Origin of the sequence: Arthrobacter sp. N199823 (assembly GCF_002929705.1) — a bacterium.
Lineage (GTDB): Bacteria > Actinomycetota > Actinomycetes > Actinomycetales > Micrococcaceae > Specibacter.
Window position 1 is genome coordinate 345,901 of sequence record NZ_PJIN01000003.1, and the last position, 11,650, is coordinate 357,550.

Annotated in this window: 11 protein-coding genes; 7 read left to right on the forward strand and 4 right to left on the reverse strand. The window is 62.6% G+C overall.

The features are described 5' to 3' along the window. Nucleotides 1–70 precede the first annotated feature (70 nt). Nucleotides 71–577: a glyoxalase/bleomycin resistance/extradiol dioxygenase family protein gene (locus tag CXQ93_RS08820; protein ID WP_104110308.1), complete on the reverse strand. Its 507-nt coding sequence runs from the start codon at nucleotides 575–577 to the stop codon at nucleotides 71–73. A gap of 72 nt (nucleotides 578–649) precedes the next feature. Here CXQ93_RS08820 and CXQ93_RS08825 point away from each other — a divergent pair, with 72 nt between their 5' ends. From CXQ93_RS08825 to CXQ93_RS08850, 7 genes are all read left to right on the forward strand, one after another. Then, a complete protein-coding gene (locus CXQ93_RS08825) occupies nucleotides 650–1,456 on the forward strand; it encodes a helix-turn-helix domain-containing protein (protein ID WP_104110067.1) in 807 nt (268 codons plus the stop codon). A gap of 86 nt (nucleotides 1,457–1,542) precedes the next feature. After that, nucleotides 1,543–2,685 (forward strand): ABC transporter substrate-binding protein, encoded by a 1,143-nt coding sequence (locus tag CXQ93_RS08830; protein ID WP_104110068.1) that lies wholly within the window; start codon nucleotides 1,543–1,545, stop codon nucleotides 2,683–2,685. An 88-nt stretch (nucleotides 2,686–2,773) separates the two neighbouring features. Continuing rightward, on the forward strand, nucleotides 2,774–2,962 hold the full coding sequence (locus tag CXQ93_RS20385) for a hypothetical protein (protein WP_146073197.1): 189 nt from the start codon (nucleotides 2,774–2,776) through the stop codon (nucleotides 2,960–2,962). After that, the gene (locus CXQ93_RS08835) at nucleotides 2,959–3,768 is read left to right on the forward strand and encodes an ABC transporter ATP-binding protein (RefSeq protein ID WP_104110069.1); all 810 of its coding nucleotides are present in this window, start codon (nucleotides 2,959–2,961) and stop codon (nucleotides 3,766–3,768) included. The genes CXQ93_RS20385 and CXQ93_RS08835 overlap by 4 nt, the downstream gene beginning before the upstream one ends. Further along, complete coding sequence (locus CXQ93_RS08840; protein WP_104110070.1) at nucleotides 3,761–4,657, forward strand: ABC transporter permease; 897 nt, start codon at nucleotides 3,761–3,763, stop codon at nucleotides 4,655–4,657. Before CXQ93_RS08835 ends, CXQ93_RS08840 begins: the two co-directional genes overlap by 8 nt. A 364-nt stretch (nucleotides 4,658–5,021) precedes the next feature. Further along, a complete protein-coding gene (gene cobA, locus CXQ93_RS08845) occupies nucleotides 5,022–6,290 on the forward strand; it encodes a uroporphyrinogen-III C-methyltransferase (RefSeq protein WP_104110071.1) in 1,269 nt (422 codons plus the stop codon). Nucleotides 6,291–6,323: 33 nt separating this feature from the next. Then, on the forward strand, nucleotides 6,324–7,784 hold the full coding sequence (locus tag CXQ93_RS08850; RefSeq protein ID WP_181036097.1) for an FAD-dependent oxidoreductase: 1,461 nt from the start codon (nucleotides 6,324–6,326) through the stop codon (nucleotides 7,782–7,784). A gap of 161 nt (nucleotides 7,785–7,945) precedes the next feature. Here the strand turns inward: CXQ93_RS08850 and CXQ93_RS08855 are convergent, their stop codons facing one another. From CXQ93_RS08855 to CXQ93_RS08865, 3 genes are all read right to left on the reverse strand, one after another. Beyond that, nucleotides 7,946–8,602, reverse strand: a complete 657-nt coding sequence (locus CXQ93_RS08855; protein ID WP_104110072.1) for a FadR/GntR family transcriptional regulator — start codon at nucleotides 8,600–8,602, stop codon at nucleotides 7,946–7,948. Next, on the reverse strand, nucleotides 8,599–9,915 hold the full coding sequence (locus tag CXQ93_RS08860; protein ID WP_258068776.1) for a CynX/NimT family MFS transporter: 1,317 nt from the start codon (nucleotides 9,913–9,915) through the stop codon (nucleotides 8,599–8,601). The genes CXQ93_RS08855 and CXQ93_RS08860 overlap by 4 nt, the downstream gene beginning before the upstream one ends. Nucleotides 9,916–10,118: 203 nt before the next feature. Then, entirely contained in the window at nucleotides 10,119–11,567 is a 1,449-nt protein-coding gene (locus CXQ93_RS08865) for a PucR family transcriptional regulator (protein WP_104110074.1), read from the reverse strand. Between the last annotated feature and the right edge of the window lie 83 nt (nucleotides 11,568–11,650).

Consider the following 11,650-nt stretch of genomic DNA (forward strand, 5'->3'; position numbering starts at 1 on the left):
TGTGTGTGAGGGGTGATCGGGGGCCCGCGCGACCGAGCGAAACGGCGCGGCTGAAGTGCCGCCGTCGTGGTTAGCCTTGGTTGGCCGCCCATTCGGCAACCCGCGAGGCACTTTCCGCTTCGGAAATATCCTCTACGCGGGTCAGGATGGACCACCGGACGCCAAACGGGTCCCGGATACTGGCAAAGCGGTCACCCGAGACAAAGTTGGTGGCGGGTTCTCGCACCGTGGCGCCAGCCGTGACCGCCCGCTCCAGCACGGCATCGACATCGGGGCAGTACAGACCCAGCGAATAGCAATCGTCCTCACCTGCGGGAGCGGGAACCAAGTGGTACGCGGGGCTCGGTTCGCCAAGTTGCAGACGCCCGTTGCTGAACTCGAGCTCGGCATGGGCCACCACGCCGTTGAACTCGGTGACCGAGACGGCCCGGGCCCCGAAAACGTCTTTGTAAAACTCGATGGCCTCGGCCGCTCGAGGGATGCTCAGGAACGGGGTCAGGCTGGTGAGGCCATGGGGCACCCCATGAGTCGTGTTCTGTCCATGGGCGGCGGTGGTTGTTTCTTGTGAAGTAGTCATGCACTTGAGGCTACGCAGCCGCACTCGAAGGTGCTTGTAGATTCGCGACTTCATGCTCCATAGACTGGCGAAGTGCCCAGTTCCTTCAAAGGGATCCTGTATCCCGCCAACCTGCCAACCTTCCATCGCCTGCCCGCGCCCCAACACCTCGAACACCTGGTTCAGTGGTTTTGGATTCCGGAATGGGACATTGAACCTGGCCGGAGCTCACGCCAGCAGGTGATTGCTTTTGCGGCCTGCAATATGGTGGTCCAAGCGGATCACGTTGAGATCGCCGGACCAACAACCCGACTTTCCCACCAGGACCTGACAGGACGCGGATGGGCTGTGGGCGCGCTGTTGCGCCCCGCGGCCGTTCCGTTCTTCACGGGGAATCCTGCCATGCTGCGGGATGTAAAAGTTGACTTGGAGCTGCCCGATCTCCAAGACGCCGTGGTTCACGCCATGGAGCCTCCAGCTGCGGGGACGCTTCCTGAGACCCGGCGTGAAAACGCCGCAGCCGCTTTTTCTGCGTGGCTTTCCAACACCTTTACGGAAATTTCGCCGGAAGCTCGGCTCGCCAATGCTATGGCCGAGTTGATCGCCAGCGATCCCAGTGTGGTGCGGATCGAGGACGCGGCAGCCAGGCTGTCCATGTCCGCGAGAACCCTTCAGCGCCTGTCGCAAAAGTACGTGGGCCTCAGTCCCTCAGCCCTCATCCGACGGCGTCGGCTGCAGGAAGCCGCCGAGAGGACCCGCACCCAACCGGAGGCAGACCTGGCAAGCATTGCCGTTGAATTCGGCTACGTGGATCAGGCGCATCTCACCCACGATTTTCAGAACGTTCTGGGGCTGACACCGGGAAACTACCGCCGTGCGGTTGAGCGGGAAAGTAACTAGGAAGCTTTTGTGACGCGGCGTGAATTCCTGTGACCCTGCGCGTCAGAGTCGTTGAGCGGCTCCGGGAATTTCCCTACCGTTGAGCCATGTCTGAAAACTTGCCCGGGACGAATGAAGTAAAAACCATCCGCATTGTGGCCGGGCAAAAAACCCGACGCAAAATTCGCGGCATCGAGATTGCGGCCATAGCCACCTTGATTGGCTTGATTGGCGCGGGTGCAGCCGTTGCGTCGTCGGCGTCCCGCAACGTCGAAACATCGGTAGCCGCGCCGACTCAAGCCGAAACGTTGAAATTGGGCTACTTTGCCAATGTCACCCACGCCCCGGCACTTATTGGCGTCAATAACGGCATCCTGGCCAAGAATCTGGGATCCACAGCATTGGAAACCCAAGTATTCAATGCCGGTCCCGCGGCCATTGAGGCCCTCAACGCCGGGGCCATCGATGCCGCCTATCTTGGCCCCAACCCAGCCATCAATTCATTCGTCAAGAGCGGCGGCGAATCCATCCGCATCATCGCCGGTGCCACGAGCGGCGGCGCGCAATTGGTGGTCAAGCCGGGAATTACCACAGCCGCAGCGCTCAAGGGCAAGGTCCTGGCCACACCACAACTGGGCGGCACCCAAGATGTGGCCCTGAGGTCATGGCTCGCCGGAGAAGGATTTGCCACGACTCCCAGCGGCGGTGGCGACGTCACAATCAACCCCACCGACAATGCCAGCACCCTCAAGCTCTTCCAAGAGGGAAAGATCGACGGCGCTTGGCTGCCCGAGCCCTGGGCCTCGCGTCTGGTGCTAGAAGCAGGGGCCAAGGTCCTGGTCAATGAAGCAGATCTCTGGGATAAGGGTGAGTTTGCCACCACCATTTTGATTGTCAACAAGAGCTACCTCGAGAAGCACCCCGAGACGGTTGAATCTCTGCTGGCAGGCAACGCGGAGTCCATCGGCTGGCTCAATGGGCACCACTCCGAGGCTGCCAAAGCTGTCAACGCCGCGCTCAAGGCCCAGACCGGAAAAGCCCTTGCCGACGATGTCATAGACAGGTCCCTGAGCGAGCTGACATTTTCCGCCGATCCGCTAGCCGCAACCTTTCCCAAACTCTTGCAGGCCGGCGTCACTGCGGGCGTTGGTACACAGGCAGATCTGTCCGGAATCTTTGACTTGGCACCTCTAAATAAGGTCCTCACCAAGAACAAGAAGCCCGAGGTTTCCGCTGCAGGGCTGGACTGATTCTAAGAATGTGACGTTGCGTGAACCAGCGTGACCTCGAGCGTCGCTTTCATTGAAGCGGCGCAGCTCAATTCCTTACGGTTTAGACATGGAAAAAAGTCGAACTCAGCGACGCTGGCGCGGTGTGGAGAGCCTGATCTTGGCAATTCTCCTGGCCCTGATCGGGGCCGGGGCCGTTGCCGCCGGATCACACAAGACGGCTGCACAAGCCACGTCTGCTGAGCAGACCACCACGTCTGAGTACACCACCACGGCAATAGGAGTGAGAGCATCATGACGCAGCTGCTGAGTGAGCACGGTGGCACAGGCACTGTCCCCAGCGCAGACGCCGGCACGGGCGCCGAGAGCGCCGGCCGGGCACCCGTCGTCGTCCTTGAAAACCTTGGCAAGAGCTTTGGCTCCGGCGCCCCCGTGCTGGAGGACATCAATGCCACCATTCGCCAGGGCGAGTTCGTAGCCCTGCTCGGCGCCTCGGGTTGTGGGAAATCGACGCTTCTGAATATTATTTCCGGCCTGGATGGGCCATCCTCGGGTGCCTTGGAAGTGCCGGCCGATGGCGCCGCGTTCATGTTCCAGGATGCATCGCTCTTCCCTTGGCTCACGGCACGCAGGAACGTGGAACTAGCGCTCAAACTGCGGGGCGTGGGCCGGGCCGAACGCAAGGCGCGCTCCGTCGAGCTGCTGGAGCTGGTGAACCTTGGCCACTCGATGGACAAGCGCCCGCATGAGCTTTCCGGCGGAATGCGCCAACGCGTGGCGCTCGCTAGATCGCTGGCTCAGGACAGGCCGTTGCTGCTCATGGATGAGCCGTTTGCCGCGCTCGATGCCATCACCCGGGACCTGCTCCACAACGAGCTGGAACGTGTGTGGAAAGAGACCGGCCGAACCATTATTTTTGTCACCCACAATGTCCGCGAAGCCGTTCGCTTGGGCCAGCGCGTGCTGTTGTTGTCCTCCCGGCCGGGACGCGTTGTGGCCGAATGGAATGTCTCCGAGGAACACCGCACGGATGCCGGCGCGGCCGGTGCGCTCACCGCCGACATCACCACCCGATTGCGCCAGGAGATTCGCAAACATGCCTGAAACAGTAACGTCGCCGATGCTCAAGAGTGGCACGGAAGACGATATGCGCTCCCTCGAAGCAGGGCTCGATTCGCTGCAATCGGACGCCGTGGAACGTCGGAGGATCGATTTCTCTCGCGTGCTCCTGCCACTCGCCGCGTTCATTGTGCTGTTGCTGGCCTGGCAGTTCTATGTTTCGTTGGGGCTGCGGCGCCGTGATCTGGTGCCCGGACCGCTGGACGTACTGGGATCGCTGGGGGCGCTGTGGCAGGCCGGTACCGCCCAAGAAGCGGTCTGGACCTCGCTGCAACGCGGCATCATCGGCTTCACTGTCAGCATTGTGGTTGGCACGCCTATTGGTTTGCTGCTTTCTCAAGTCCGGCTCCTGCGCCGGGCCTTTGGCCCGCTGATTTCGGGGCTGCAGGTGCTGCCGTCCGTGGCTTGGGTTCCGGCCGCCATCATCTGGTTCGGCCTGACCGACGCCACGGTGTACTTCGTCATGTTCATGGGCGCCATCCCCTCCATCATCAACGGCCTGATTGCCGGCGTGGACCAGATCCCGCCGCAGTACCGCCGTGTTGGCCAGATCCTGGGCGCTTCGCGGTGGGAGATGGCAGTCAATGTGGTGCTCCCGGCCGCGCTCCCTGGCTATGTTGGCGGGCTCAAACAGGGTTGGGCATTCTCCTGGCGATCCCTCATGGCCGCCGAAATCATTGCCATGGGAGGCTCTTTGGGGTTCGGGCTGGGTTCCCTGCTCGAGCAGGGCCGCCAGCTCTCAGACATGGGGATCGTCATGTCGGCAATTCTGGTCATCTTGTTCGTGGGCATCGCCGTGGAGCTGGTGGTCTTTGCACCCGTGGAAAAGCGGCTGCTGCGCGGGCGCGGCTTACTGGCCGGGAGCACGCGGTAGCAGCTGGTCCACCCGCGCCCGTGCTGCTGTTGCCCGGCAGCTGCACTCGCGGTGATTCCAAACAGCAGCAAACAGGGGTGCCGGGGCCCGCTCCGATTCCAAACAGCAGCTAACCGGGGTGCCGAAGGCTTGCACCCCCTTTAGCTGCTGTTTGGAATCCCGCTGAGGATCATCACCCCCTTTAGCTGCTGTTTGGAATCCCTATGGGGATCAGCACCCCCCTTATCTGCAAATTCGAATCCGATTTCGCCCACATCACGGGGCTTTGGGTGGTGGCACCGTATGTGTCCTCTGATTACGCCGCGTGAACGGGTGTAACGCAATCCTTGTTCACCGATATTTCACTTCTCTAAGGTTTTGTTTCATGGCAATTGTGGATCTGTACCCAACCTCGCTCCGGCTCCTGGGCCGCCCCGTTCTGGTGGTGGGCGGCGGCACTGTTGCGGCGCGCCGTGCCAAGGCATTGCTCGACGCCGGAGCTCAAGTCACCCTGGTGGCTCCGGTTCTGTGCGCCCCGGCACGGGAATTGGCGGATGCCGGCTTGGTGCGCTGGCACGCCCGCGGCTACGAATCCAGTGACATGTCCGATGCCTGGTACGCCGTGGCGGCCTCGGACAACAAGGACGTGGACAACCATGTTGCTGCTGATGCCGAAGCAAACCGCGTCTGGTGTGTCAACCACTCCAGCGCGCAGGAATCTGCGGCCTGGACACCTGCTGTGGCCACCGTTGAAGACGTCAAGGTGGCTGTCAATGCCGGGGGAGACCCGCTGCGAGCGGTGGCCATCCGGAATGCTATTGCCGCGGCCCTTGAAACCGGTGACCTGCCACTGCAGCGCTACCGCAATAATGCCAACTCGCCGACCGAACTACGCGGCCAGGTAGCCCTGGTTGGTGGCGGGCCCGGCGCCGAAGACCTTATTACTGTGCGCGGGCGCAGGCTTCTGGCTGAGGCCGATGTGGTTGTTGCCGACAGGCTCGGCCCGCGCGGACTGCTGGAAACTCTGGGCGCAAACGTCAGAGTTATTGAGGTCGGCAAGACCCCCGGCCACCATCCTGTGCCGCAAACTGAAATCAACGCCATCTTGGTCCGCGAGGCCAAAAAGGGGAACCGCGTGGTCAGGCTCAAGGGCGGTGACCCGTACGTCCTGGGAAGAGGCGGCGAAGAGGCCATTGCCTGCCGCGAAAACGGGGTGGATGTAGAAGTTGTCCCCGGCGTTACCAGCGCTGTCAGTGTTCCTGCAGCCGCTGGAATCCCCGTCACCCACCGTGGCTTGGCCAAGGCATTCACCATGATTAGCGGCCATGAAGAACTTGAAAACGTCCCGCACGGCAGCGATCACACAGTGGTGCTGCTCATGGGCGTGGGCACGCTGAACCGCTCCATGCCCATCCTTGAGGCGGCTGGCCGCGGCAGCGACTGCCCAGTGGCCATCATCGAAAATGGTTTCGCCATGAATCAGCGCGTAACCATCGGCACGCTTGGCACCATCGTGAGCCTCGCTCAGGCGGGCCAGGTGCGTAACCCAGCTGTCGTCGTCGTTGGTGATGTGGTGAGGGTTAGCCCGCTGGCACCTGCCGAAATCGCCACTGCCTACTACGGCACGCGGGAAACGCTCAGTTCTCTCTCTTAGACTTATCCATAAGCCCCTTTGAATCACAAAGAAATGAGCACAGCCGTGTCTTCACACACTTCAGTAGCGCCCGGTACGCAGGATCGCCCGCTACGCATCGCCGTGATCGGCTCAGGTCCGGCCGGCGTTTATGCCGCCGACATGCTGACCAAGAGCGAGCAGGTGCGTGACGGATTGGTTGTCAGCATTGACCTTTTTGACCGCTATCCGGCACCGTATGGCCTGATTCGCTACGGCGTTGCCCCCGATCATCCCCGCATCAAGGGCATCATCAATGCCCTCTACAAGGTGTTGGACCGCGGGGATATCCGCTTCTTCGGCAATGTGGATTACGGAACGGACCTCTCGCTGGAGGATCTGCAAAAGCACTACGACGCCGTCATTTTCGCCACCGGGGCCATCAAGGACGCGGATCTGAACATCCCCGGTATTGAGCTGGATGGCTCCTATGGCGGTGCTGACTTCGTGTCCTGGTATGACGGTCACCCCGATGTTTCCCGCGAATGGCCGCTGACCGCGAAGGAGATTGCTGTCATCGGAAACGGCAACGTGGCCCTCGATGTAGCCCGCGTGCTCTCCAAGCATGCTGATGACATGCTTGTCACTGAGATCCCGGAGAATGTCTATGCCGGTCTGAAGGCATCGCCCGTCACCGACGTTCACATCTTCGGCCGCCGCGGCCCCGCACAGGTGAAGTTCACGCCTATGGAGCTGCGCGAACTCAGCCACTCCAAGGACGTGGACATTGTGCTCTACGAGGAGGACTTCGACTTCGACGAGGCCTCCGACGTTGCCGTGAAGAGCAACAACCAGATTAAGACCATGGTCAACACGCTCACTAACTGGCTTGTTGAGCAGGACGATGACGCCGCGGACCCCACCACGGGTGCCTCGCGCCGCCTGCACCTGCACTTCCTGCACAACCCGGTCGAGATCACGGGCGCAGACGGCAAGGTCACGGGCATCACGTTTGAACGCACCGAGCTTGACGGCACTGGCAACGCGCGCGGCACCGGCGAGTTCATCGACTACCCGGTCCAGGCCGTGTACCGCTCCGTGGGCTACTTCGGATCTGCTGTGCCGGATGTTGAGTTTGACCACCAGCGCGGCGTTGTCACGAACGACGGCGGACGCGTCCTGGCCGCGGACGGCACCCACGTGCCGGGCATCTATGCGACGGGCTGGATCAAGCGCGGACCGGTCGGTTTGATTGGCCACACCAAGGGTGACGCCCTCGAAACCATCACGCACCTGCTCGCTGACCGCGAAGGGCTACCGCTCGCTGCCGAGGCCGCCCCGGAATCCGTGGTTGAGCTGCTCGATTCCCGCGGCGTGGAATTCACCACCTGGGAAGGTTGGCTTGAACTGGATGCCCACGAGAAGGCGCTCGGCGCTGCCGCATCCGCGGACGGCACCGTGCAGCGCGAGCGCGTCAAGGTGGTGCCGCGCGACGAGATGGTCGCTGTTTCCCGCGGCGCCTCCATCGTCGGCTAAGCCGGCGCTGTCCGGACGTCCGACTTCCCTCGCGAGCAGTAAGATTTTCCGCTGCTGGGGACGCTAAGAGATTTCCGAGGGTTCCCCGCTGAGCTTGCGAAGCGAGGGAAGGAAATCACGCCATCCTCGCTCCGGGGAGTCGGACGTCCGTCCTGAGCGGGTTAGAAGTTCAGGTTCTCCGCCACCGTCTCAAACGCGGCGTCGGGGTCGCGGGCCTCAATAGCTGCGAGCAGGTCCTCGTGGCCTTCTTGCGGGCAGCCAATGCCCTGGCCGCCGCTATGGGCTTCCAGATCGGTGCGGAAAACACCTCCGAATGACTCGTACAGCTCGGCCAGCAGCGGATTGGCTGATGCCCGGGCCACGGCCAGGTGGAATGCCCAGTCGTTCGCGACCCAACCGGCGGTGTCATTGGTGTCCCATGCGCGACGCCGGTCTGCCAGCAAGGTGCGCATCTCACATTTCTGCGCGGCGGTGGCGTTGTGCGCGGCCAGCCGGGCGGCCTGGGTGTCCAGGGCCAGCCGGACCTCTACCACGTGCTTGTTGCCGTACCGGCCAATAAATTTCTGGGTTGCCCCGGCGATCTCGCTCGTGGCGCGCACATAGGTGCCATCGCCGCGCAGGACTTCAAGCATGCCCACGTGGGCCAGCGACTTAATGGCTTCCCGGAGCGTGCCGCGGGAAACACCGAGTTCCTTCATGAGCTCCTGCTCGGACGGGATGCGCGCGTTGACAGCCCACAGCCCGGAGCTGATGGCGTGCCGCAACTTGCTCGTGACTTCCTGGGCGAGAGGCTCGCGGTGCGAGGTTGTCAGGCTCATACTGGCTTTCCTTCCGGGAGCGGCACAATGGTCATGGCGCCGGTGTTCCGCCCGCCCCTGTCCCGGGAAGCACCGTCCCGCCCGGGTGCCGTGAGCATCCATGCCAGCACCGCCTGCGCCGCGGCCACGGCCACCAGCAAGATCAAAGGCAGAGTCCAGCCGCCGCTGAGGCTGTGCGCCAGGCCCATGCCGAACGGGCCCATCGTCCCCACAAGGTAACCAACAGACTGGGCAGCGGTGGACATGGCGGTGGCCTCCGCTGTCGTGCTTCCGCTTTTGCTGATGACCACCAGGACCAGGGCAAACACGCCGAAGCCGAATCCGAGCAGCAGGGCGGGTGCCACGGCGGCCTGCGCCGGGAGCAGTAAAAGTGCGATTGCGCCGAGCAGGTAGGAGCCGCTGGCGAGCATGAACGCGAGGCGCAAACCGCCGGGTCGGCTGGCCACTGCGAGCAGGCCGATGTTCGTGACCACAGTGACAACCTGGGCCAGCCCAAGCATTAGGCCGGCTGTGGCGGGGTCCAGGCCGCCGTCGATCAGGATCAGGGGCAGCCAGCTGATGATGGAGTACGCGGCGATGGCCTGGATCGTGAAGAATGCCGTGATGAGCAGGCCCTGGCGGGTTTTCAGCAGTTTCCACGGTGATATGGCGCTGCCCTGTGCCGGCGTTGGGCGGCGGTGCGCAGCGAGGGCGATCGGGATGAAGGCCAGCAGCGTCACGACCGAAAGGAGGGCCCACGCGGCCAGGCCCAGCGACGGCGAGTCCAATTGCATGGCCAGTGGCACGCTGACGGCGGCCGAGATAGTGGCACCAAACGACATGGTGATCGTGTAAACACCCGTCATGGCGGCAGTCTTGTGTGCGTAATGCTCGCGGATGAAGGACGGCATCGCCACGTTGCACACGGCCAGTCCGGACATGCTCACCACCGTGCCCAGAAGCAGCATCCCCACGCTGGGCACCGCCCGCAGTGCGAGGCCCGCCGTCAGGGTGGCGAGTGCGATCGCGATGGCCTTCTCAACTCCAAAGCGGCGGACCAGCCATGACGTTCCCGCCCCGGCGATAGCGAAGCAGAGCGTGGGGATTGAAGGCAGCAGCGCCGCCGTGAGTGCACCGTAGCCGAGCACCTGCTGGAGGTCGTGGTAGAGGGCCGAGGCGCTGGAGATTCCTGCGCGGAGGTTGAGGCCGATCAGCACGATGGCAAGGATGCCGAAGGCGGCTGTGAGCCGCTTTCTGGTGCGCGGCGCTGGGCCCGGGGCGGGAGGTTGGCTGGTGGGCGGCGGTGCGGCGGGGTCCTGCAGGAATTGAGTCATCGGGTCAATCATAAGACGTTAGACGTTTAAGGTCTAAGCGGGCCGTTTGGTAGAAATATAAATCTGGTTTGACGCTGGAAAATATCTTCGCTGCGTCGTGGGGTCGTGACACTTTGCCGTTCCGTTTTCCGTCCCACGCCCTGCGAGTTACTCTCGGCATTTCACAGGTGGGCTGGAAGCATTCAGACGGGCGCCCGCAAACCTCAGCTCTGCGGGGCAAGCCTGCGTACGGCAAGTGCCAGCCACAGTTGCACCCGGTCAGGCGTCAGGGCGGGGTCGTAACCTGTCAGCTCGGCGATCTGGGTCAGCCGGTAGCGCACGGTGTTGCGGTGCAGGGCAAGGGTCTCGGCGACGGCAGCCACTGAGCCGTTGAGCTGCAAATACGTTTCGAGGGTTTCAACGAGTTCGGCGCCGTGGGCGTCGTCGAACGCTGTCAGCGGCCCCAACGCTTCAGCTGCCATGTCAGCCATCGGGACATCTTCGCTGGCGAGCAGAAGAGAGGTCAGGCTCAGCCGCTCCGGGACGTTGACTTCCAGGCCGCGGGTGGCAGCTTCACGTGCTTCAAAGTAGCTCCAGCGCAGTCCATTGGCCTGTGAATACGCGCCACCAATTCCCACTGGGGCGGTGATGCCAAGGTTGTGCATTTGATGGCTCAAGGCCCGGCCCAGCGTTGCTGGATCACCGGCCGCAGTGGGCACAACCAAGAGCAGTTCCTGCCTCCCCTCGGAATCGATGGTGCCAGCAATGGACGTTTCCAACTCAGTCGGCAGCGTGATGGTGGCAAGGGAGGCGAACTTGCTCTCCTCAGTGCTGACCAGCAGGACAAAGTTCTTAGCCGTTGGTGAGATGCCCAGGTTCTCGAGCCGGGCAGCAGAATCGGCCGGTTCAAGAGTGCCCCGGACAATGTCAGAAATGACTTGGCCGGCGATCTGGCGTGCACTGTGGCGTCGCTGCACCACGTTGTTTAACTCAATACTGATGAGTCCGCGCGCATAGTCAACAATTCCGTCATCATGAAATGGCTGCCGGAGCCAGAGCGTGCTGGCATCCCGTTTGCCCGTGGACAGCGCCACAGCATGCCAACCGGCGTCGTCCGGGGTAGTTCCGGGCGAGGTGGCCGCAACTTCGCCGCCGTACTGGGTGACAGAAAGATCCGTGGCCACCATGGACCCAAGCTTCTTGAGCAGAGCCGGTAGCCCTCCGCCGGTCAGCAGCGAGCGGGCTAGTACCTGATGCTCTCGCAATAGGCGTTCAAGCTTGGCGTAGTGGTCTGCTGAGCGGGCATCCGCCACCAACTTTCCGATGGCAATGAAGGGCGTACTGTAGGGCACCTCCACCACCGGAACGGCCCAGCGATTTGCCTCAGCCAACAGGGCAGGCGGCACCGAATCATGCTCAAATCCAATGCCAAAACCAATTCCGACGGCGCCCGCTCGCTTGATCTGTCGAACAAAGGAACGCTGGGCGTCGGCCGTGCCCTGCCGTGCTCCCGTGGTGAGAACCAGCTCGCCGCCGCTGAGGAACGACTGAGGGTTTTCCAGCTCCGTCACGGCGACCCAATCGATCGCGGCGGTCAGCGGAGTGCGGGTGGAGCCCAAGTTTTTCAGGTGCAGGCCGGAAATGCCCAAAAGGTCAGCCAAGGAAAGTGCCATGCCATAACTATACAAACGCACTACGACGAATGTTTGATGTGGTGCACTTGGCTATTCGCTTGAAGCTGGCTGGGGGCTTAGGC